The sequence below is a fragment of the Flavobacterium ajazii genome (assembly GCF_010614725.1).
Lineage (GTDB): Bacteria > Bacteroidota > Bacteroidia > Flavobacteriales > Flavobacteriaceae > Flavobacterium > Flavobacterium ajazii.
In genome coordinates, this window is the sequence record NZ_JAAEHL010000003.1 from 49338 (window position 1) to 73383 (window position 24046).

Consider the following 24046-nt stretch of genomic DNA (forward strand, 5'->3'; position numbering starts at 1 on the left):
AATTTATCTTATCATTACTAATTCCTCTTCACCTTCTGGAATGTAAAGGTAAAATTTAAAAAAATCTAACATCATCTCATCTCCTTCACCAAACTTTGCCCACAATGCTGACTTACCTCTCATTTTAGATTCTTGACTTGTAAGTTCTAAACAAACAATTCTCCCATCTCCATAAAATTTAAGTTTATAATTTTCTAATGGCTGCATTTGATGATTTGGAATGGTAAAAGGATCTAAATACAAGTCTAAAATCCCCTGTAACTCTCTTTTATTAAAAAATAAACTCTGACGCGTTTCCTTTTCTTTTAAATCTAAATACGAAAAATATTCTTCCTTTTTTTTCGCTTTTAGCAGTGTCAACTGGTTTTTATAAAAATCAACGACTTTTTGTTCCAGTTTTTCTTTATTCCATTCTCTTAAATCCTGTCCATTATCAAGACTGGGAAATTCATAAGGTACTTTTGCTTCAAAAGTAAAACTGGCTTCGTAATAGGTTTTTCCTGTTGCTATAAATTGAGTTACAGGATTACCATACTGGTCTGTTTTAGTTATTGTGGGTGTTAAATAAGAAGCCATCTCTTTTCCTTTATTATTTCTTTTAGCGTTGTCTGATTCTGTAATAACAATTTTCATATCTGTTTCTTCATTTAATGTATGATAATCAAAATCTTTCCCTTTAACAGCGGGGTACAATCGAAAAGTTATTTTTTGAATACCACTCTTGAAAATATAATTATTAATACTAATTGTTCGGCCACTTCCAAGTTCTTTATAGTTTTTATTTAGGGGTATATCATTTACTAAAATTTCCGAATAACAGATATTTTGAGAGTATTTTAAATAATACATGGGTTCATAATCATAATGCTTAATGGTTTTAAGCATAGTTTCTACATAATTTTCGCTAGTCAAATTACTAACTCTAGGTTTACTTTTTTGAGAACAAGCACCAAGACAAATCAACAATAAAAAACACAAGAAATACCTCTTCATCAAAATTTATCTTAAAATTACGAGTTCGTCTTCACCTTCTGGAATGTATAGATAGTATTGTAAAAAATCTGCCATCATACCATCTCCTTCATCAAATTTTGCCCATAATGCTGATTTATCTTTCATCTTTGGATCACTACTTATTAATTCTAAGCAAACAATTTTACCATCTCCGTACGATTTTAATTTATAGTTTTCTAATGGCTGAAATTCATAATTTGGAATAGTGAAAGATTCTAAATACGAATCTAAGACCTCTTGCAATTCCTTTCTGTTATAAAACAAACTTTGGCAAGTTTCTTTTTCTTTTAATTCTAAGTACGAAAAATATTCCTCTATTTTCTTCTCGTTTAGAAGCATTAATTGGTTTTTATAAAAATCAACCACTTTCTTTTGTAGTTTTTCCTGATTCCATTTTCTTAAATCCTGCCCTTTATCTAAGCTATTAAACTTGTAAGGGACTTTAGCTTCAAAAGTAAAACTAGCTTCATAATACGTTTTTCCTGTCGCTATAAATTGAGTTATAGAATTACCATACTGGTCTAATTTATTTATGGTTGGAGTTAAATAAGTGGCTATTTCTTTTCCTTTTTTATTTCTATCAATATTGTCAGATTCGCTAATAACAATTTTCATATCGGTTTCTTCATTTAACGTATGATAATCAAAATCTTTCCCTTTAGCGGCAGGATATAATCTAAAAGTTACTTTTTGAATACCACTTTTAAAAATGTAATCATTAATGGAATTTCCGTCACCATATGCAATTTCTTTGTAATTTCTATTAACCGGTATATCATTTATTAATATTTCTGAATAGCAAATGTTTTGTTCATACGTTAAATAATATATGGGTTCATAATCGTAATGCTTAATAGTTCTAAGCATTGTTTCAACATAATTTTCATTAGTTAAATTACCAGTTCTCGATGTACTTTTCTGAGAACAAGCACCAAAACACACCAATAATAAATTACAAAACAGATACTTCTTCATCAAAATTTATCTTAAAATTACGAGTTCGTCTTCACCTTCTGGAATATAAAGGTAGTATTGTAAAAAATCTAGCATGATACCGTCTCCTTCATCAAATTTTGCCCACAAAGCAGATTCTCCTTTCAATTTATTATCTAAACTGTCTATTTCTAAACAAACAATTCTTCCATCCCCGTACAATTTCAATTTATAATTTTCTAATGGCTGAAATTCATAATTGGGAATAGTAAAAGATTCTAAATAAGCATCTAAAACCTCTTGTAGATCCTTTTTATTATAAAATAAACTTTGACAAGTTTCTTTTTCTTTTAATTCTAAATAAGAAAAATATTCTTCAGTTTTTTTCTCTTTTAAAAGTCTCATTTGGTTTTTGTAAAAATCAGTAACCTTCTTTTGTAGTCTTTCAGGATTCCATTTTCTTAAATCCTGTCCCTTCTCTAAGTTCTTAAATTCGTAAGGTACTTTTGCTTCAAAAGTAAAACTGGCTTCATAATATGTTTTTCCTGTCGCTATAAATTGAGTTACAGGATTACCATACTGGTCTGTTTTAGTTATTGTAGGAGTTAAATAAGAAGCTATTTCTTTTCCTTTCTTATTTCTAATAACATTGTCAGATTCGGTAATAACAATTTTCATATTAGTTTCTTCATTTAATATGTGATAATCAAAATCTTTACCTTTGCTTGCGGGGTACAATCTAAAGGTTATTTTTTGAATACCACTCTTAAAAATATAATTATTAATTATTACTGTTCCGCCATCTCCAACTTCTGTGTAATTTTTATTTACAGGAATATCATTTATTAATATTTCTGAATAACAGGTATTTTGGACATATCGTAAATAAAATACTGGTTCATAATCGTAATGCTTAATCGTTTTAAGCATCGTCTCTATATAATTTGTACTAGTTAAATCACTCATTTTTTTTGTTTTTGTATTGTTGTTTTCTTTACAAGATGGAAGTATAAAAAGTAATACTAAAATTAGGATTGTATTTTTCATATTATTTTATTTTTGTGGTATGGTATTAAAAAGGTAAATGGTTTTCAGCGTCTTTGTAAAGCCTTCTAAAACTGTAAAATCAATTGGTTTACCATTTTTTTTGGAGGATCCAGCAGATTTTCGTCTTTTAACTTGAACCTTAATATTACCCAAATAAGTTCCTTTCAATCCGGAAAACTTTAGCTTCTGTGTCATAAATAATCCTCTTCCATTTACTTTGTCAAATCCATATTCGGTTATTACAAAAGCTTCACATTCCATTGTAAAAGCAATATTAGCATCAATTTTGGTTTCTAATGGAGAAAATTTGAAGAGTTCTGTATGATAATCTACTTCAAATGAAACATTGCCTTTTACTTTACTGCTATAACTAATGATGCCTCTTTGTGGTAAATTATTAAATTTATCCTTTAATGTGTACTGCTCAGTTAGTACATTATATTGTATATTTTGTTGTATGATTATGTCTCCAGCGATAGTTAAGCTAAATTTTACATCATCTTCTCCCATTTCAGACAATATATCATTTATTGCCCCATTTGTTTCTTTCTTTTCTTCATCTGTTTCATTTTTTGTTGCTTTAGCATGAAGGAGGCTTTTTATAGTATAATTTTTTGTAAAGTCTATACCTATAAGAGGGTCTGCCTTAATATTGGCTTCAAAGATTAATGCCATTCTTCTGTCTGCCTGCATTTTGTAATAAATACCTGTATTTACTGCAATAGAGGGAGATATAATTTCAAGTCCAGCATTGTCTAAAGCATCTTTTATTTTTTTTTGCTTTAGATGCAATTTTAACAATTTTGGCTTCTGCACTGCCTCCTCTGGTTACGTAGAGCATCAGTAAATCTATTACGATGCCTATTGCGACCATTTCATAAATGATAAACGCTACAATACGTCTGGTGGTTGTATCCGATTTAATAAAGTCAAGAGCCGTACCTTTAAGACTTAACGGTTCTTCTCTTTTCTCAATATCACGATCGTATACAGCGTGTAATCCTGCATCGAAATATTTTGCCTGACTTTGCATGTATGGCAATAGAACCTCCTTTGTAAGCCAGCCTCCTGGAACAAAATTCAAAATAAAACCTATAATAGAGTTTGTAAGTTCGTTTATTTCCTGTTGAATTCCGTTCTTTAATTCTAACGTTTTTATATCGTGAAAAAAATAAGGTGCTTTGGGTTTTTCAGCTTCGCTAATATTATAATTGTACATAAAATGCCCGATCCATACAATATCAGGATAAGCATTTATGGCGAAACTAGGATACTTGGTGCCGGAATAATACGTACAGGAATGAAGATAATAACTGTAAATATTTCTATAATTTTCTCCAAAATTAAAAAAATCAGTTATTTTCGGTACGGTAGACAGTCTGGAATTCAGTTTAACATCAATTGAATTAGGTTTGTTTTCAGTTAAATCATAAGTAACGGGTTGCTTATAACTATCAAACGATTTAATGGTATTCAGGTGTTCCTTTTTTTTATGACAGCCTATTCTAATAAATCCGTCTATATTAATTTTTAACTCTGCCGGTTTTTTATAACTTGGTACTACAACATCGTACACAAGTGTTTGTGCGTTATTTTCGAAAATCTTAAACCGCAGAGTGGTTCTTCTGTTTTCCTGGTGCTGCGCTTCAGACAGATTAGCTCCTGAGCGAACCGGCTTTGTTTTTCCGTATCCTTTTCCGGAAATTAAATGCGAAGGAACTCCTTTTGAAATTAAATATTTAACTGCAGCATCTGCTCTTTTTGAAGATAAATCCAGATTGTATTCCTCTGTCCCTCTACTGTCTGTATGAGCACCGAGTTCAACAGGCAGAAAAGGAGGCTGTTTTAAATAAGCAGCTACTTTATCTAAAATGGGTTTTGCATCGTTACGAATATCCCATTTATCATAATCATAGTGAATTTGCTCTACAATATTAAAATTATCCTTCGGATCCATTTTACGGATAAATTTTCCTTCATCAAAAAGCAAGTCTTTTTCTTCCAGATAGGTTACTTCAATTTTTTTAAACTTGCAGGTCCCTGCATTTTTTTCATATGTTTTTAACTTACCAACTTTTGCCTTGCTTAAACCAAGGTCTATTGTGGGCAAATCAAATTTATTTTCATCCTTAACCTTTAAATAACGAGCATGATAAACATCATTATTATCGTCTTTTATATATTTATTTGTTGAAGGGTCTTTTACTTTTATATAAAATTGTTCTGGATTGTCCCTATTTGTTATCTTGCCTTGCCAGGAAAGCGAATCTTTAATGATGATATTAACTTCACCATTATTTACAGGGATTTTACTATAAACTTTTATTAACTGATCGTCATTTACACCCTCTCCTCGCTGAACTCTTCTGTATATTTCGATAATCAGATTATTTACTCCATTTAATCCTTCGGTAGTAAGATTAAGCGGTTCTCCATAAGAAAACGGATGTGTTTTTCTAACATCCTGCCCTTTGGTTTCAGTAGCCCATGCACTGAAGATTATCTTAGGCTCACACCATCCGCTAATCAGTAAACCTGCAGATTTTGAGTATGACGAATTTAGCAGACTTGTCTGGAGATAATACGTAAAAGGGCCACAAAATTTTTTAGCCAATTTGATTCCGTAAATTTCATCGCCTTTTTTTGTCAATTTCAAAACACTTTTTCTTGGAGAATAGGTTTGAAAATGCCATAAAACAGTTCCTTTTTTCTCTTCTGCAGTGGTGCCATCATGCCATTCTGCTATTTTAAAGTAAACAAACTGGTCTGCTTTAATTTTAGCTCTAGGGTTTTTAACTGAAAAGTTACCTGCTATTTCACCCTTACCAGCCCATTCGATTTTTTTAATTCCTTTTGCCATAATTATATTTGTGCTATACCAGTGAAATCAAATTTTGGTTTCGTTAAATCATTCAAACCCAATAATGGATTAATTTTATTTTGAACGTCTGGATTTGCATTTTTAAGATTTTGTTCTGATGGTTCTGCGATTTGTCCATGATCTATTATTTCGATACAATCCGGTGTTCCCATTTTACAGGTAGCTTTACTATCTTCGAGCAGTATATTTCCGCCATTGCTTAGCGTTACCTTATCGTAAAAGTTTTTCCACTCAGAAATATCTACTTTGCATGGATTGTAACTTCCACTACCGTTTGGCTGCATTTTACAAGTTCCAAAAGTGTTCTTCTCTAAAGTTTGTCCAATATCTTTTGTAGTGGCTGTTAACTTTTCAGAACCATCTTTATCGTTTGTATAATGTTTCGATTGTGTTTTTACTTTTAAAGCATCATTTTGTGATTCATTGCTGTACTTGCATGTACAAGTCGCACCTTGTACGACAATATGTTTTTCGCTCATAATATTTAATTTATCTTCCTGTTATTACTTCCAGAAATAACTTAAAAATGCTTGATTTTTTCTCTTTTATTTCTTCATCTAAGAATGAAAAATTTGAACTTAAGTTCAATTTGGCGTTTTCTTCTATATTTGAAATAACAATAGTTAGTTTTTGAGGAAGATCTAATTTAATTTCACACTCCAAATAAACGCTTTCCAGGACGTTGGTGTTCGGGTCCAGAAAATAATACGCTGTATAGCTACCCTCTGCTTTTTCGGCATTGTTTTCTTCTGAATCATCTTCAGCAAATAACAAATTGTTTTCAAAGTCATTTTTGCTTCTTAGATCTGAAAGTATACCGGTTTGCGTTATATTAATTAAATTATAAGCATCAAGAGTGGGTAAAATAATCTGCTCAGCAGTAAATGACACATTTCCTGTTTTTTGTGATATAGGAAATTCTATCACCTGTTGAATGGTAAGGTTTTGGGTATATTCAATGTTTAGGCTGTTAAAAAAGACTTTTAAAAACCAATCTTTGGATAATGAATCAAAAATAATTTCATCATTTTGCAGTCTGTCTTCAAATTTAAGCAGTGCTTCATGTAATACTTCTCCCTGAAAATCCTTAAGTACTTTGCGCTTTACTTTCTGCCAGCGGTTGCGGATATCTTCATAATTATATATGGCCACTAATTCTCCTTTTGTATCAATAACTACTTGCAGGGGATAAAAGACTTTAGCCGTTTTCTCAGCTAATTCATCGGCCATTGTATCAGCCTCTTTTCCATCAATATATACTTGGGATATTCTATTAATTTCTATTAGCGAAAAATCATTTTTATCTTTATTTATAAACTTCACATTAATTTCTTCTTTTACTGTGTGCTGCTCTTCACCATTTTCTATGGTGTACATTGCTAAGTAATTATTGTTAAGTCCCTGAGGTGTAAATGGTAATTTGAAGTTGTTTGCAAAATGTACATTTTCACGATGCGTCGCTCTGGCGATTTTAGATTCTTCTGATTCAATGATCAGAAACTTCAAATGTGGTTTAAAGTCAGCTTCGATTAAATCATCTAAGGGACATCGCATATTATGATAAGATCTCAAAGAATAAGAATCAACTTCTAGTTTTTCTGCTACCTTTTTTAATGTATCACCTTCTTTTATTTTGTAAACTAAATGATTTTCATAAGCGAAATCAGGAATATATAACATGAGGTTAAATTTATTTTCGGGGTTTATTATATTTTTTTATTGATCAATCTTCCTGGCCATTTTTGTTTTCAAATCACTATTTTGAAGATTAATATCTATTTATTTTTAAATTGTAAGTAAAAAACCACGAAATTAAATTAAGGCTTTAGTCTTTAAATCATATTAGTTTTACTTTTCGTACAATGTGCTTTTTAAATATTAACAAGTTTAATAATACTTTTGAATGTGAAATTTTTTTGCGAATATATGTATTAATTTTTGAATCTTGTCTTGAAAAAATCGATAAAAAGTAAATTAATACGCTGATAAGAAACTAACTTATATTTAAAGCGTAGAGGTGTGTTTCTCCATTATTGAAGTGTCTAAAAATAAAATACTAAAACACAAACATCATTAGCTATATTGCGATTGCGTAATGAGCAATATAGCTAATGATGTTGTTCCGTTTTAAAGCGCCCCGCAATTGCCCACCCGTAGGAAGCTCAATTGCGGTTCGGTGGGAATCAGCCCACCATTATGGGTTCTGTTTTAAAATTTCCCAGATTCAGAAAAAATCCTCTGTGGGCGGTCATTCCTTCACGAAATAACTTCCATAAAAGCGATGCTCCCATACTGGCAAGTGTTGCATTTATAAACAAATCCTGTTTTTCGAGTGCCTCGGCAAGGGAACAACTCGGCTCATTGTTATCGCTCTGGGCTTGCAGTAATTCCTTAAATTCATCGGTTACCATTGGAAGACTCGACACAGTGTTGTATAGTTTGGAATCAGGCTGTTGGATTTCGCTGATTGTGGAAAGTATTGCCTGTCCTGTATTTTGAGCATTGCCGAGGTCAAGCCAATATAGGGATTTGGTACGTTCAAAATCGCTGTTTGCGTTGCAATTCAGCAGGAAATCTGCAACATCAAAACGTGCCGATATGGTATCCACACAACTTACATAGAGGTTCGACCTGCCACGATTGGGCAGGGATTTCAGATTTGCTGTTGAGAACTGCTCGATTACAGCTTTCCAATTCGTTCCGAAAAAACGGTTGGTGCGGTTGATGAGTGCTACGGCTTTAGGAAGTCCTACCTCAGCATCAGCAAAAAGCTGTCGTCCCTGATTGGCATTAGTGACTACATCATCATCAAATAAATTGACCTGCAATCCTACATGACCCAAAGCGATAAGGCTGTGGTTCATTCTTGCGAGTTCGGTGAGCATCCTGCTTCCTGTCCCTCCTGCCCCAATGAGATTTACCGTTATTGGGTTGGCTGGGTTTATCAGGTAATTGTGCGTATAATGCATGGTATTTTGTGTGTTCATGATAGTATATTTTTAATTGTTAAATCATTTTTAAGTAAGGATTTTAACGGGAAATGTTTTTCTGTATTTACAAGTTTTTGCCACATTTGGACTAAATTAGTCTTGATAGGACTTTTTTCTATAATCAAATGACTGAAATAGCTGTTAAAAAAATACTGCTCCCAAAGTAAGATAAACTCTTCCAAATGGCAGTTGGGCTTTATGTTAACTGATACCGTTCCCATACAAACCCTGCCATCGGTGTATACATTAAAAAAGGGTGCATGATATAAATTAGTCTGTTCATTTATCTGCGTTTCAGTATCCATTGCATAAATGTAAAGGGTGTTTTTAGAAGCTTTCCACAGCAAAGGCGGTACAAATGCTTCGCCGTTTTTTATCCCTAAACTTTCCACAAAAAACAAACTGACTTTTTGGGCAGGCGTGAACCAAATAGCAGAACCATTCTGCTCGGGATTGAGATGCAGTACATTTTTAGGAAGCATTCCTGATGGTTTTAGAAATTTACGTGTGAGTTCGTCTGACGTATCAAGGGTACTGGCGAGCTGTGTACTTTCTTTCAGGCTTAAGGGATGGGCGTTTATGGGACAGCCATTTTTATCCATGTCATAGGCTTCCACATAAATGGATTTTTCAGCAGAATCTTTCTGATAGACCACAAAGGCTTTTACAGGATTGTATAGGCTTCCGAATTTTTGGGTTATATCTTTCATAGCGTATTATTTAAAAGGGTGCATAAATCATTTAGAAGCGGAAACAATCTGTATTCAAAATCGAGCGCTTTAGGTCTTAACTCGTTTTGGGTATCATAGATTTGCAGTAGTGTCGGTTCTTCTATTTCGGAGCACTCGTTAAATTCATCATTGATTACCCGTGCAATATTCTCATAAAGTGCTCCATCGGTATCTGCGATAAAAGAAATATACTGTTCTGCCCTTATAATCCCTTCCTCACTTTCAAATTCCCGATTCGATGTATTTTGAAAAATTGTACCCGAAGGATATTCGAACATTAATGCCAATGCCTGTTTGGCAACACTCAGACAGTCTTTTTCAAAATCAGTATTGGATTTATAACTGTGGATACGTTTTTGAAAGACGTTTAAATGATAGGGATTATACATTTTACGGTGCATCACATCTCCATAGTAAGAAGCTGTGTTTAATTCTGAAATCATACTATTTTCGCCTTGGCAATCTTCATCCTCCAATTCATCAATCAGCCATTCTTCCATACATTCATAATGATAATACAGACAACTGCTGTCTTCCCTGTAATAGGGAATCCCTGCAATATGGTAGAGATAAGCAAAAACAGAGAGCAGTAATTCTGCGGTTGTTTTCTGTTTCCTGTTTTGCAACAGTCTGTACAGGGGCAGTACAGGAATATAGTACAGCGTATTGCATGTATTATATATATGTCTGGTCGCTAATTTTATACTTCCATCATCATCCTGCATAATAGACAATTCAATATCACACCCCAAACCATTAAGCTGTTTCTGCGCATCCGAATGTGCCAAGAGTATATTATAGGGATAGGATTTGCCTGTGGTATCCAAAACTTCAAAACCATACAGCCCTGTAAGTAGAGCAAGCGAACTGAAAAAATCTTTTTCCACCTGATTTTGGTTTGGCATTTTTTTACCCATCTCGAACAACGGCAGAAAGGAATGTCTTAAAAAACCATCGGCAAAAGGGCGAGCGGAGCGGAGCTGTTCGGGCTGTTTTTTACTTCCTGCGCATCTGCAAGCCGGTCTGTGTTTTCTGCCCATTTTCCTAACTGTCTGTATAGTCTGCATAACTTTTTATTTTTGGGTAGTTTGATACTGCCTGTTATCGTTTGCGTTTTCATGGTTTATCCTTTTGTGCCGATTTGTGATACAAATTTGTACTGCACTGCATCATCATTTATAACAGGTCCTTCTATGGATGCGGTTGTCAATATTGGATAGGTCTGGGCATAAAAGTTTAGTACCGCTTCGGGACTGAATGACGGAGATGGGTCAGCGAGTTTAATATCTATTTCTTTATCCCTAAAAGTAAATATGCGCTCTAAGGTGGTTGCTGTTAACATGGTTCATCTGTATTAGGGTCATTGAAAAGGTCTATTGGGAATTTATCGGAAAGCTCTGCTTTGCGGGCGTGAATAATGTCTTTATATTCAGGATAAAGTTCAGCAGACGGCACTTTCATCCATGCTTCTTTAAACTTTCCTGCTATTTCGAGTTCTTCTGCTTTTTTCATAGCAGATTCGTACTGTTTCTGCAATTCGAATTTTTCTTTGCCCATCTTCAGAATGTTGTCTTTTTCCATCTGCGAGGTCACTTTAGCCTGCTCTTTTTCTTTAAGGAACTGCTCCATATTGGCAAAAAGCTGTGCGGTATCTCGTACAGGCTGTGCAATCGCTTCAAAAAATCCTTTGTCGAGTTCCTCAGCCGTACCTTTGAGCAGAATAGGCGGTACTTTTTTACGGGCATCATCGCCAACAGTATCGTTAAAAAACAAAACCGATACAATGAACTTGTCAGTATCTTCCCTGGCTATGTTTATTTTCCAATTCCCTGCTACCTGCAAGGAAAGGACTGCTTTAAAAAAATTGGTTTCCATTGCTTTACTGTTTTGTTTCTTTTACCTTTAAATCGCTAATTTTTATAAGTTTTTCATACATATCCTGCCAATAGGCTTGTCGTTTCTTATCAAACTTTTCAAAGAGTTTATCGGTATGGGAAAAATTTTTGAAATAATCTGCCTGCTTTATTGCTTGGTTTAAATTGGTAACCTCTACATTTTCTCCGTTTTTATCTTCTATCTGTATCATGCTGTCAGGGTTTAAAAGAAGAGGCAGAAACTGCCTCTCCTGATTGGTTAATTAAGAATCAAAGCATCCGAACCTTTACTTGCAAAATCCACACAAAGATTAAAAGCCGATTGTGTGCGAATCTGCGCTGTGCCACCCATCAAAAGAGAAGTTAATTTGGCTTCTTCATCTTTGTAATTTCTCATATTCTGGAAGTAGCCCGTTACGGCGTTGTACGCACCAAAGACAGTTCCTTTAGTGGTGTCCATAAGCTGTGTGGGGTTGCTCATAGCATACTCGAAAGCACTATCAACCATATTGGTAAAACAAGTTGAAAGTTCATCCTCTTTACCATCTTGTATGGTTTTAAGCACTTCTTTGCTCGGAACAAGGGCAGACTGTATTAGTTTTTTAACTTCATTGTCTGTGATTCGGATTTTTGTCCAATGGTTAAAAATGGATTCCATCTGTGCTGAGAGCATATCGGATATACCCATTACTTTGTGTGCCTGTTCTAAACGCTGTTTAGCATTAGAAGTATGACGAATGCGAACGGTATTGGTCTTGTTGTTCATAGCGGCATTAAGCGTATTGTTACATACTATTCGTATGGGTGTGAATGCTGCTGTAATGCTTCCGCTTCCGTCATGGGAAGTTGTTAAGAACAAGTATTTTTCGATCAAATCATCGTTACCAAGCCTGATATAATCAGGCAGTTTTGCTGTTATAAAAATGCGTTCTCCTTTTCCGAGTGCCCCTGCGGTTTCATATAAAATTCCGTCACCGCCTACGATACTGTCAAAAAAAGAAAAGGCATCCCTGTTTTGTACAATCTGGTAATCTTTGCCTACCACACCGAGTACGGCATCATTATCGGTGCGTACCGTACTGAAATAATTCGGGACTTCTATTTTATTGTGAATGCTTTCATTATCCAAAATAATTTCGGCTGAAGTGGGTGTAAACAGCTTTCGTTTTTCTACTTCATAATCCAAACCTGCGTGTAAAATAGCTTCGGCGCTTGTTGGGTAATCGGTAATGATCTGTCCTAAATTGTGCCATGCTGTTTGTTTAGTGCTGAAAAAACTGTGTTTTCCTGACTGCTCGTTGTAATTTATATTATGTGCCATGATGTTAAATTTTAAGTTATTGTTATGTTTGTTAAAAAGGTACGTCCTGTGCTTTTTTTGCTTTCTTTTCCTTTACTGTTGAACTGGCTTTAGCTGTTTCTTCTTTTTTAGGAAAAACCAAAATTTTAATGTTATTGGTGTGAAAGGTCAAAGTGCCCACTGCTACACCTTCGCTGTTATTGTACACATTCAAACCAATGCGTCCAAAGAGCTGTACTAGAGTTCCTTTTTTAAGCCACTGTGCTGTTGTGGCATTCAGCCAATAGGAACAATTGATATAGGTTGTTACTTCTTTTACTTCTGTACTGCCTTTAGGCTTGTAGGTGTCATTGATGGCAATACTGAAATTGACTACTTGTTTGTCCCCGTTCACTTTTTGAACTGATGCATCTGCTGTTACTCGTCCTGTGATTTCCATAATTTTAATTTTTAAAGATTACTACTGTTTACTTTTCTCTAATCCTGCCCTAACAAAAAATGTTTTCAAAAGAAAAAACGGGAAAAAAGAAAGCAAGATGCCAGTGGATTAAGGATGCGCAAGTGCTATAAGTCCCGAAGGGTGGCAAGGGGAACGCCGCCATTATGCGCACGCAGCATGCTTGAGCCACTATCTTAGCTGCCCTTTTAGTCCGTTTCGAGTGAAAGCTTTAAGTGAAATTTTTGAAGTGTCTTTATAATGGAGTTTTAAATCATCAGAAAAAAATGAAAATATAGAATCTCAAACAAGATTCAATTATCTCGTCTATCCAAATAGATTTAGAAGAAAATCAATGATAGGAATAGCTGGAAGGACGATGGAATGTCAATAAGTATTACTGCTTTACAGCAATTTATTTTGAAACAGCTCATTGGTATAGCTGAAAGATTCGCATATATAAAAATTAGAAATATTTTTTGTACTTGTAAGATTTATAGTTTAAAAACATCTAAATTGTTCCAGAAAGATCCCCTTGAATAGTAAAGTTTCACTGAGCAATGAAAAGTTCTGTAAGGGTTTGTTTGTGAGAAGTTTAACAGATAGTGAAAATTATATTTAATAAATAAGCATATACAGTAAAATTATAGCAATGGAGCAAAACAGCATACAATTAAAGACTATTGGGAATTTGCTTCCTGATAGTTTTTTTATACCATCTTATCAAAGAGGATACAGATGGACCAGCAGAGAAGTAATAGATTTATTAAATGACATTTCTAATTTCACTCCTAAAGAATTGGAAACGGGTGATAAAACATGGTATTGTTTACAGCCTGTTGTAGTAAAAAAACAGGAAAGTGTTTTTGAAGTTATAGATGGACAGCAGCGATTAACTACGATCTATTTAATACTGCATTATCTTAATCAGGGGTATGTCGAAGAGAGAAGAAGGAAACTATTTGATTTAGACTACGAAACACGAGAAGGCTCGGCTGATTTCCTGAAAACAAAACTTTCGAACAAATGTATCGATGATTCTAATATTGACTACTTTTTTATTTCTGAAGCCTACCAAACAATTTCAAAATGGTTTTATGAACAGGGACAAGTACCAAATTTTGACATATCCTCCTTTGAATCAAAAATACTACACCATACAAAAGTAATTTGGTATGAATCTGTTGGCGATGATTCTATAGCAATTTTTACAAGAATTAATAGTGGAAAAATCCCTTTGACAAATGGAGAGCTAATCAAGGCATTATTTTTAAATAGTTCAAATTTTAGCAAAATAGACCCTGAAAAAATTAAATTGCGACAATTAGAAATAGCTTCAGAATGGGATAAAATAGAGTACAGTCTACAAAATGAAAGTTTCTGGTGGTTCATAAACGAAAAAGAAAACAAGTTATCGACAAGGATTGAATTTATTTTTGATTTAATGTCAAATAAGACAGATAAAGATGATGAACATTTTACTTTCAGATACTTTAATGACAAATTCGTAAAAAAAACAACTAAAGAAATAAATGCTAACTGGCTGGATGTTAAAAAATATTTTCAAATTTTAGAAGAATGGTTTTCTGAGAGAGAACTATATCATAAAGTAGGTTTTCTTATTGTCAACGGAATCAAGATAAAGGAACTTTTAAAATTGAATGAAAATAAATCTAAGAATGAATTTTTAAAAGAATTAAATGCTCAAATTACAGCCAAAGTACCAATTGACATTGATGAGTTAGAATATGGTAATGATACATGGAAAATTAAAAACATATTATTGCTCCATAATATACAATCAATGCTAAATAATGAAAACGAAACTAATCGTTTTCCTTTTGACAGATACAAAAAAGAAAAATGGGATGTAGAGCATATAACAGCAGTTGCAGATAAATTATCTACAGAGAAACATCAGGAAGACTGGTTAAAAGATACTTTAAAGTTTGTTCCAAAAGAAAAAATAAAACCCGAATGGATTAATTACGATAAAGATTCTTTTTTGAAAACAGCAAAAGAAATTTCAGATGTTTTTACCGATGGAATTGATATTAATGATATATCGAATCTTACGTTATTAGATTCCGCAACAAACAGGAGTTACAAAAACGCTGTTTTTCCTCTAAAACGAAGTACCATTATAGAGCGTGAAAAAACGGGTACATTTATTCCTTTGTGTACCAAAAATGTGTTTATGAAGTTTTACAACAAAGATGTTAGTCAGATGAGTATTTGGGGAAAAGAGGACAGAGAGGCATACCTAAATGACATTTTAACAACTTTAGAAATTTTTAAAAAATAGCGCAAAAGATGAATTCAGATATAGAAACTTCAAAAACAATGTCTTTTTGGCAATTACTACAATTACATAAAGTAGAAATACCTATTATTCAAAGAGATTATGCTCAGGGAAGAGAAGACAAATCAGAAATAAGACAAAGATTTTTAAACACGATATTTAATGCTCTATCCTTAAATAAACCATTGGAATTAGATTTTATTTATGGAAGTGTTATTGATAATTGTATGCAGCCGTTGGATGGACAGCAACGTTTAACTACCCTTTTTCTTTTGCATTGGTATATTGCCTGCAAAGAAAACAAGATGGCCGACAAAGTTTTACTTGAAAATTTTACATACGAAACTAGAACAAGTTCACGTGAATTCTGTATTGAGCTGGTACAAAAAGGGATTAATTTCGTGAACCTGTTAGAAACCGATTATGACAAAAATGGTATTCCTAAAAATAACCAGTTTTCTAAAACTATAATTGATTCTTCCTGGTTTTTTCTGTCCTGGAAAAAAGACCCAACAATAAAAGCAATGCTCTTTATGTTAGATGCTATTCATCAAAAAGCAACTGATAAAAAGTTTGAAAACATAAAAGACTTTTGGCGTAAATTTACTGAAGATCATAGCATAACATTTAATTACATCGAACTGAAAGACTTTGGACTTTCAGATGATTTATATATCAAGATGAATGCAAGAGGAAAACCTCTTACCGATTTTGAAAACTTTAAGGCTTCCTTTGAGAATAAAATCAAAATAGAATTTTGGGAAGAAAAAATCACAAATCCAACTGAAAAATTTACTCATAAAATAGACACCATTTGGGCCGATTTATTTTGGACTGTTAAGGATGGGGAGAATTTAACAGACAGTCCCTCTATAAAAATTATTAGTTCTATTTTACTTAGTTGTCTAGCCTTATCTGAAAAAGAAAAAGATGCGAAAGAAAGACGAATTAGACAAATATTAAACCAGCCAAACGTTATTCAACCCGAAGATTTTGACTTCAATTCTTTTTGTTATTTGAAAGAAGCACTTGACGGATATTCAAGTGTAAAAGATAAAATACAATTTAATTTCAATCTCTGGAGTTACTCAGATAATGAAATTAACTTTTTTGATACAATAGCAAAAGGGGATAAAATAGAATATCAGAAAATAGTATTATTTTATGCCCAAACCCAATATCTGCTAAATAATGGAGAAATAGACTCTACAAATTTCTCAGATTGGATTAGAGTAGCGAGAAATATAGTTGTGAATTCAACTATTGACAGTGCAGAAACTTTTACAGGAGCAATTCGATTAATAAACGAATTATCAATTGGAAGCAAAGGTATAGGTATCTATAAGTATATTTCAGAAAATAGTATTAAATCTGAATTCGCTAAAGACCAAGTAAAGGAAGAAGTTACAAAGTCAAAAATAATCTGTTTTAATGATAGTTATAAAGAAATCATTTTCAAAACAGAAGACACAAATTTCTGTAAAGGGAGAATTACCATTGCATTAGATTCTATAGCATTTGATAAAAATAACATTGAATCTTTTTCTTCAGAAAAATTATCTAAAATTGAAAAGGTATTAGATCATTATTTAAGTGATGATAATGATGTTTCAAATGACTTTAGAAGAGGTTTATTCACTATTGATGATAATCATTTTTATAATTATTGGGATACATCTTGGCTATATGCTGTTGACGCGCCTAAAAGATGTATGATTGGAAGTATCTATGATTTAAAAAGTTTTGCTTACAAAGCCAATTTCAGGAAATATTTAATTGGGCTATTACAACAATTAACAGAGAAAGGATTAGATGAAATTATAGAAGGTTACGAAATTCCCATCGATATGCCCAATTGGAAAATAAGGTTAATCAAAGAAAAAGGACTACTTGATTACAGCAACAAACATTATATCGCTATTAAAGAAGATGAATGCTGTTGGTTAATTCCTGAGAGTAAAGTAGCGAATAATAAAGAAGGAGCAAAAAAGTGTAAATTAATAAAGTAATTATAGTTCTGAACGTTCTGAACGACACTCAATATGAGTGTCGTTTTTATTTAAGAGAATTGGTATGTTGTTGAAACTTATATGAAAGCATCCTATCCATTACCTGTGTAATTAGAGCCGCTTTACTATTTCTCTTTGATTTTTTCTTTTAAAACAGTAGTCAAATGATATCCGCCTGTTTGAGGAGCATCTCCTTTAAATTCTACCAAATCTGCATCCCGGAGCTGACTGATATAACGTTCAATACTTTTTTTATTTATCTTAGTAATCTGTTCATAATCAGGAATTCTTTTTCCTTCGTTATCTGCAATTGCTTTTAAAAGAAGTATAAGTTTTATTTTCAAAGATTTAGTTGCTCCCTCAATTGCTCCCTCAATTGCTCCCTCAATTGCTCCCTCAGTAGCTCCCTCAGTAGCTCCCTCAAGTTCTTTATTAGGATTACCAATACTAGCATTATCTTGATAAGAATCAATATTATTAAAAAATGTAAGTCTAACATCCGTTTCATTAGTTATCCATACTGGTTCTGCAAGACCAGCTACTTTACAAGCATCTAATATCTTCAAAGTACCTCTTCCAATCTTTTCCATGAAACCTCTCAGAAATATAATATGAGCAATATCCGGATTTACAGGCATGGATAGATGATTTTTTTTAAGCTCTGTAGCTTTTAACGGAGATTTTCCGGAATTGGATATCTCTAAACGATCCTTATAAATTAATATCGAAACTGATCCGGAAATAGAAAAATAGTCCCGATGTACTAATGCATTTATGATACCTTCCCGTAGTGCAGACATCGGAAATATATAATTGTCTTTACGCTTCCAATCGTTATCATTAAATTTACTTGAAGTGGTTAAATGCTTTTCCAAAAATTTCAGTATTGATTCAATATTTTCAAAAAGGTTACCTTCCAAAAGTTGATCATCAAGAAATTTGTCCCCAGTTTTACCGTCCTGCAAAAATGCAATTCTAACCCTTGATTGCGGAATAAACCTGGCTGGATTTTTTGCAAAAAGAATGACAGCTGCATTGGTAAAACTTCCGTTTTGATATAGCCCAAAATGAGTTAAAAAAGCAATTGGCTCTTTTTTATATTCTTTTAGTTTGGTTTTATTTATTGTTTCATTAATTGTTTTCTGTATTTCATCTAAGTCCAGATCTTCGAGATCAACACCCATTGCTAATTGTCTTTCCCAATGCAGTTCTGTGGACTGCCGATTGTGGATTAATTCTGAAATTTCGGTTGATGTCGCTTTGATTGTCTGGCTGCCTTTTCGATAATAAATTCCACCATTAAAAATATAAGGTTGCTTAGAACCGGTCCATACCTTGATCGAAATAATTTTTTTATTCTGTAAAGGTTCAACTGATATCATAATGGGTGATTCCGGAATTATTTCTGCGTTCAAATATTCCGTTAATTCTGATTGTAATCTTTCTGGGTTTTCAACTCCAAGAACTTCTTTTTTTTCTCCAATACCAATTAGTACTTGACCTCCCTCGTTATTTAAAAAGCTACCTATCGTTTTACCAATAGTTTCCTTATTCACAACTTTTAGAAATTCGAGTTGATCGCTTTTGCCTTGTCTAAGTAAGCTCTCTATAAGTTCTTCGTTGTTCATTTTGTTCTATTTTGTAATTCTTTCTTTCTAAGTGATATATCGTGAAATTGTGTACTAATGAAAAGGTGTATTTCACTTGTGTTAAAAAAGGGCTGGCACCAATCTTTTCTGGCAATATTATACATATCTACAACCTTAACACTATCTAAAACAGAAGTTGATTTTATATCAAATCCATTTCTTTTTCCATCTTCTCCATGCATGAATTGATGCATTAACTTTCGTGTATATTCAATATATTTATGAGTTACAAACCATCGGGGTTTATCAAGTTCTACAGCCTTCTCAAATTCCTTGTGGGTAATTCCGGAACCATACCTTGGAAAAATAATTCCTAAAAACAAATCACAATTTTCTACAGCTTTAAGACAAGCTGCTTCCGGATTACTGCCAATCGGAACATAGATATTACCTTCTTTGGACATGATTACCTCATAACCAAAATTTTCTAATATATATTTGATCTGGTCAAGGTCGGATTCAGATCCGTAAACTGTTGACGATACCATTATTTTAAGCTTATTAACCATTCGGGGTAGTTTTATTGTTTATTTCTTATTTCGATCAAGAGAAAGAAAAGATTACTATCAACGAAATTTAAATCAAAACAAATAATTCATCTGCATTGTAAATATAACAATTTAAGCTAATATTACTTACACAAACAATTCTGTTCTAAAGTCATAGTATGTTTATTATTTCTAATCGGGAGTATCACTTCTTAATGACTAAATGGCTCAATTCAAGATCATTTAATAGTCTTTCTTTTTCAGCAAAAATAATGTCCTTGATATCTTTTTTTATCTGTAGGTAATTTCGTTGTACCATTGCATTATCGACTTTGCGAATGATAGGAATATCAATGTAATTATCCTGTTCTTTTTTCAGTGCTTCATGGTCATTTATTATTTCAGAATGAAAAGTTTTAAGTTCTATTTTGCAATCAGGATCATCGGCTACCATACCTACGAATTCACCGGAACTAAGTCCGGAAATTTTGGATGGAGGTACTGCTGATTCCAACTGTTTGGAACGGCTGATTGAAGTATCTCCACTATTAATCGAAAGGCTTTCCCTGTCCTGCATGATCTTGCCGAAACGCTCTGATAATTGCTTAGCAGTATCTCCGGTAACCTGTCCGCTGACTATGTTCCCAACAATATTCATAATCACATCGGCCTGTTCCCGTCCATAATCTTTACGCAGCTGGCTAAAATCCTGAATTCCCAAACAGGTTGCTACTTTATTACTTCTTGCAGTTGCAATTAGACTATCCATATTGTTGAGATAAATAGTTGGAAATTCATCGAATATCAAACTGCTTTTCTGTTTGTTCTTTTGGTTTACCTGCTTTACCAATCGGTTTACATAAAGTGATAATACAGCTCCATATATCTGGATTTTCTGCGGATTATTTCCCATACATACAATCTTGGGATCGTCTGGATTATTGATGTCCAATGTGAAATCGCTGCCAGACAAAACATAATACAATTGTGGTGAGGAAAGCCTTGCCATAGCGATTTTTGCCGAGGCAATTTGTCCCTCTAATTGGTCCATAACATTATTCAGGTAGGCATTCACAAAGGGATTAATAAGTACCTCAATTTCTTTTTCGGTTCTAAGTAGAGTAAACAGACTATCGTAATCTTCCTGCATGAGTTCAATTACATGGGGAAGTGTACAGAATTCGCCGTCTTTGTATTTCCGCAGATACCATATTATGGCGGAAAGAAAATTAATCGGAGATTCTACAAAAAAGTCACCCTGTCTTTTGATCCATTCCCTGTTGAGTCCCAGTAAAATAGTCCGGGCTGATTCGGAGGCATCGGTAATATCACTCATACCAGACGGCTCTAACGGATTACACCGGTTGGTTCTGGTCAGGTCATCAAAATTAATAACATAAAACTGAGGTAATTTCGGGTATAGATGTTTGTATTTAAGCCAGGTATTGTAGACAATTCTAGTCAGGTCATCAAACTTGAAATCATAGACAAACATGGTGAATTTTTTCCGTATGTGCTGGGTAATAACATGGCGTATAACGAAATAAGATTTCCCGGATCCGGGAGTACCTGAAACCAGCAATCCCCGAAAGGGATTAATAATATTTATCCAGCTGTCCCGTAACTTATCCTTTAAATGATATTTGGCAGGCAGATTAATAGAATATTCATTTTCCAGAAGTCTTTCTTCCTGAGGAAAAGTTTCATTTTCTTTATTAAAAATATCTTTGCTGTTGAGCCTGTTTTTTATAATACGCGAGAGTAATGTACCGCCGGAAAGGATCAGAAGAAATCCGCTCGACGTTAGAGTCATGTAGGTAATTGCTGCCAGCATCAGTTCTATTTTAAGGTATAGTGAAAGGCCGCTTATAAAATAAATTAGAATACCAGTAATGATGTAGGCGAAAGCTATTTTGTAATTCAGTTTTTCATCTTTTCGCCCTTTAACACCAATTAAGGAAATAATCAAAAATCCCAGCGCAAAAAGTTTAGATTTATGAAAATCACTGAATAATCCTGTCTGGTAGATATTACCCATAATTTTATCACTAAACCCACTAACCAGATTCCAATGCTGAAAGGCAGCGTAGCAGTAATAATAAAAATGAATTACTAAAATAATGATGCCAATTAGTCTTGTCATATCTAAGACCTTTCTTAGCGCCTGTTCGTTTTCTCCTGTCTGCATAGCCATAATTTTAAATTTTATCGATTATTAGACTGTCCTTTTCTTTTTTTCTTTTTGTTTCTAAGCTCGTAAGGAAGGTAATTAGCTGTCTGTTCAGCTTGCGTGATCATCTCTGCTAATTGGCTCATGATAGTACTGGATCCTACATATTTGTTATCCCTAAAATCATCTCCAAACAGTACTGCAACTATTTCTGACTTCGGTGTTTCAAATGTGATTTCGTGTAATTTTTTACTAATCAAATTTGGATTTTTTTGCTCGGTTGGATTAATGGATGCACAACGTTCCTGTATTGCTTTAGCACTGTATTGTTTACCAAGTGTACTTCCGTTAAAAACACATTTTGTGGTATGATCCACATAGGTAATCCCATAAAGCAATCCTTCTGCATTTTTTCTAAAAACGGTATTGATTCCCTCTTTTTCGAGTATTTTCACAAGGTCTGTAATCGATATTTCCGTTCTCAAAAAAGCCATATCGATAGCATTTTTTACCCTTCTGATATCTGAAATTTGATTGGCACTATTGGATTTAAATTTTTCTTCTAAAAACTTTAGAGTTGGTTTATAATAAAAGTCACTAGCTTTTATAGGTACTCCGATAGGTTTACCATTTTCATCAAGTATGCGATAAACTAGTCCTTTAGCTTTAAATATTCTTGAATTTTCATTGCCCCGGTCAGCCAAAATATTATATTGTTTGAGTACGGCATTGAGCTCCGCAAGGCTGGCAAATTTATAAGACGAAAGAACCTGAGACAATACATTTGAAATTGCTTTTTTGGACTGGATTCTTCCGTATCTGACTTTGCCTTTTGAAATAGGCTGAAGTTCGATATTCTGATTCTTTGTACGTCCCTCAGCTACGACGAGTCCAAAGGATTTTTCGATTTCTTTTCGTGCCGTTTCAGATTGATTGCAGCCTATATTATGCATATCGATCCTGCTTCCGTCAGCTCTAACTTTGATGGAGGTGATGTGAATGTGCGGATGTCCGGAATCGTGATGCTGGTATACCAGATAGGGTTGTTCTCCAAAACCAATTTTTTCCATATATAAATTAGCGACTTCCATCAGTTTATCTTTTGAATAATTTTCAGACGAATCAAAGTTTAGTGATATATGTACGCTGTTACGCTTTACATTGTCATTTAAAGCGGCTTGTTTTAGAAACCTGTTTAGTTTCATAGTATCACTCATTTTATCCACATCCAAAGGATAATTTCCTTCGCCGATACATTCTGCTACTCCTTGTTTTACTTTGTTTTCGTTGTAGTTAAAAATACTGTGTATCGAATGTCCGGTTTTTATGATCGCAACCATCTTAGTGAAATTTGCTGTATGTATTGCTTGATTTCTTCAACCTTCTCCAAGAGTTTTTTTTTATCCAGTTCAGCGCTAATAATCCATACTTTAAATTCCGGAATCTGATTCAGTGTATGCAGTTTTTTTACTGCCTGGTTAAAGTTATTTCCAATGGCACTTAGTTCCCCTCGAAGACGAATAATTTCCAGCATAAATTCGTCAAGGGATTCGTTGCGAAATTTAGTCGTAACAGGTTTGTCAAATAAGTGTCTGCGAATGTAGTCACTTAGCTTACGGCAAGTACTGGCTTTCCATTTGCGCTCAATTTTCATATACTCTTCGGGTGTAAATCGTAACCCGACTATACGTGTTCTGTTTAAATTTTCTTTTTCCATCATCTCTCTTTTTACTCATTAATTCAAATTGTTTTTATGGTATTCGTGAATTTGCTGCGCTTCATTTCATTGTTATCAAACTCTTTTTTATCCTTGTAGTTTCACTGCTCACGAGTTCCGAGTGTAGAGCAGCCAGATCGGTTGTTTAACAACCGGACATCTGGCCGTTGCAGGAACGTTGCAATCTTACTGATACTTTTAAATGTTCTTTAGACATTCTAGTATTCTTAAGATTTTAAAAATTAAAATATCCAATTATTACTTCTTTTGGACAATTTGAAATGTTAACTGTTTTGTTCTTGGAACTAGATAAACCTTTAGACAGTCATTAAAACTTTAGATTTTTCATAAAAAATCTATTTCATTTTTAGAACTCAAAGAAAGTGCACACTGCATATAATTTGAAACTACTGTAACGGGCTAGCTGTAATGTCAATTTATCCTCTCGATTTTAGATTTAAAAACGTGCTCTTTCAAAGCAATAAACCAAATTTTAAAGCAACAA

Annotated in this window: 23 protein-coding genes; 2 read left to right on the forward strand and 21 right to left on the reverse strand. The window is 33.5% G+C overall.

The features are described from left to right. Positions 1-3: 3 nt before the first annotated feature. From GWR14_RS05590 to GWR14_RS05665, 16 genes are all read right to left on the reverse strand, one after another. Positions 4-993 carry a hypothetical protein gene (locus GWR14_RS05590; RefSeq protein ID WP_163408085.1) on the reverse strand — a complete coding sequence of 330 codons (990 nt, stop codon included), beginning with the start codon at positions 991-993 and terminating at the stop codon, positions 4-6. A gap of 6 nt (positions 994-999) precedes the next feature. Further along, positions 1000-1989 (reverse strand): hypothetical protein, encoded by a 990-nt coding sequence (locus GWR14_RS05595; RefSeq protein WP_163408086.1) that lies wholly within the window; start codon positions 1987-1989, stop codon positions 1000-1002. 6 nt (positions 1990-1995) lie between these two features. Then, entirely contained in the window at positions 1996-2994 is a 999-nt protein-coding gene (locus tag GWR14_RS05600; RefSeq protein WP_163408087.1) for a hypothetical protein, read from the reverse strand. A gap of 6 nt (positions 2995-3000) precedes the next feature. After that, positions 3001-3795, reverse strand: coding sequence for a hypothetical protein (locus GWR14_RS05605; RefSeq protein WP_163408088.1), 795 nt, complete (start codon positions 3793-3795; stop codon positions 3001-3003). Next, complete coding sequence (locus GWR14_RS05610) at positions 3734-5854, reverse strand: OmpA family protein (RefSeq protein ID WP_163408089.1); 2121 nt, start codon at positions 5852-5854, stop codon at positions 3734-3736. Before GWR14_RS05610 ends, GWR14_RS05605 begins: the two co-directional genes overlap by 62 nt. 2 nt (positions 5855-5856) lie before the next feature. Further along, positions 5857-6354 carry a DUF4280 domain-containing protein gene (locus tag GWR14_RS05615; protein ID WP_163408090.1) on the reverse strand — a complete coding sequence of 166 codons (498 nt, stop codon included), beginning with the start codon at positions 6352-6354 and terminating at the stop codon, positions 5857-5859. 10 nt (positions 6355-6364) lie between these two features. Further along, the gene (locus tag GWR14_RS05620; RefSeq protein WP_163408091.1) at positions 6365-7555 is read right to left on the reverse strand and encodes a hypothetical protein; all 1191 of its coding nucleotides are present in this window, start codon (positions 7553-7555) and stop codon (positions 6365-6367) included. Positions 7556-8058: 503 nt separating this feature from the next. Then, on the reverse strand, positions 8059-8862 hold the full coding sequence (locus tag GWR14_RS05625; RefSeq protein ID WP_031456926.1) for a PRTRC system ThiF family protein: 804 nt from the start codon (positions 8860-8862) through the stop codon (positions 8059-8061). Next, the gene (locus tag GWR14_RS05630) at positions 8859-9575 is read right to left on the reverse strand and encodes a PRTRC system protein B (protein ID WP_031456925.1); all 717 of its coding nucleotides are present in this window, start codon (positions 9573-9575) and stop codon (positions 8859-8861) included. The genes GWR14_RS05625 and GWR14_RS05630 overlap by 4 nt, the downstream gene beginning before the upstream one ends. Beyond that, the gene (locus GWR14_RS05635) at positions 9572-10501 is read right to left on the reverse strand and encodes a hypothetical protein (RefSeq protein WP_163408092.1); all 930 of its coding nucleotides are present in this window, start codon (positions 10499-10501) and stop codon (positions 9572-9574) included. The genes GWR14_RS05630 and GWR14_RS05635 overlap by 4 nt, the downstream gene beginning before the upstream one ends. A 38-nt stretch (positions 10502-10539) precedes the next feature. Continuing rightward, positions 10540-10716, reverse strand: coding sequence for a hypothetical protein (locus tag GWR14_RS05640; RefSeq protein WP_163408093.1), 177 nt, complete (start codon positions 10714-10716; stop codon positions 10540-10542). 3 nt (positions 10717-10719) lie between these two features. Continuing rightward, entirely contained in the window at positions 10720-10938 is a 219-nt protein-coding gene (locus tag GWR14_RS05645; RefSeq protein ID WP_031456923.1) for a PRTRC system protein C, read from the reverse strand. Next, entirely contained in the window at positions 10932-11471 is a 540-nt protein-coding gene (locus tag GWR14_RS05650) for a PRTRC system protein E (protein WP_031456922.1), read from the reverse strand. Before GWR14_RS05650 ends, GWR14_RS05645 begins: the two co-directional genes overlap by 7 nt. Before the next feature lie 4 nt (positions 11472-11475). Then, complete coding sequence (locus GWR14_RS05655) at positions 11476-11682, reverse strand: hypothetical protein (RefSeq protein WP_083480911.1); 207 nt, start codon at positions 11680-11682, stop codon at positions 11476-11478. A gap of 47 nt (positions 11683-11729) precedes the next feature. After that, a complete protein-coding gene (locus GWR14_RS05660) occupies positions 11730-12791 on the reverse strand; it encodes a DUF932 domain-containing protein (RefSeq protein ID WP_163408094.1) in 1062 nt (353 codons plus the stop codon). Positions 12792-12822: 31 nt separating this feature from the next. Further along, positions 12823-13209 (reverse strand): single-stranded DNA-binding protein, encoded by a 387-nt coding sequence (locus tag GWR14_RS05665; RefSeq protein ID WP_163408095.1) that lies wholly within the window; start codon positions 13207-13209, stop codon positions 12823-12825. Between the two features lie 649 nt (positions 13210-13858). Between GWR14_RS05665 and GWR14_RS05670 the strand changes: the two genes are divergently transcribed. Both GWR14_RS05670 and GWR14_RS05675 read left to right on the forward strand, forming a co-directional pair. After that, positions 13859-15511, forward strand: coding sequence for a DUF262 domain-containing protein (locus GWR14_RS05670; RefSeq protein WP_163408096.1), 1653 nt, complete (start codon positions 13859-13861; stop codon positions 15509-15511). Positions 15512-15519: 8 nt separating this feature from the next. Further along, a complete protein-coding gene (locus GWR14_RS05675) occupies positions 15520-17517 on the forward strand; it encodes a DUF262 domain-containing protein (protein ID WP_163408097.1) in 1998 nt (665 codons plus the stop codon). 125 nt (positions 17518-17642) lie between these two features. Here the strand turns inward: GWR14_RS05675 and GWR14_RS05680 are convergent, their stop codons facing one another. The 5 genes from GWR14_RS05680 to GWR14_RS05700 form a co-directional block, all read right to left on the reverse strand. Further along, the gene (locus tag GWR14_RS05680; RefSeq protein ID WP_163408098.1) at positions 17643-19145 is read right to left on the reverse strand and encodes an RNA-binding domain-containing protein; all 1503 of its coding nucleotides are present in this window, start codon (positions 19143-19145) and stop codon (positions 17643-17645) included. Beyond that, on the reverse strand, positions 19142-19675 hold the full coding sequence (locus tag GWR14_RS05685; protein WP_163408099.1) for a DUF4062 domain-containing protein: 534 nt from the start codon (positions 19673-19675) through the stop codon (positions 19142-19144). The genes GWR14_RS05680 and GWR14_RS05685 overlap by 4 nt, the downstream gene beginning before the upstream one ends. A 184-nt stretch (positions 19676-19859) precedes the next feature. Further along, entirely contained in the window at positions 19860-21842 is a 1983-nt protein-coding gene (mobC, locus tag GWR14_RS05690; protein ID WP_163408100.1) for a conjugal transfer protein MobC, read from the reverse strand. Between the two features lie 17 nt (positions 21843-21859). Further along, entirely contained in the window at positions 21860-23164 is a 1305-nt protein-coding gene (locus tag GWR14_RS05695; protein ID WP_163408101.1) for a relaxase/mobilization nuclease domain-containing protein, read from the reverse strand. Further along, positions 23149-23541, reverse strand: a complete 393-nt coding sequence (locus GWR14_RS05700; RefSeq protein ID WP_187356524.1) for a plasmid mobilization protein — start codon at positions 23539-23541, stop codon at positions 23149-23151. Before GWR14_RS05700 ends, GWR14_RS05695 begins: the two co-directional genes overlap by 16 nt. Between the last annotated feature and the right edge of the window lie 505 nt (positions 23542-24046).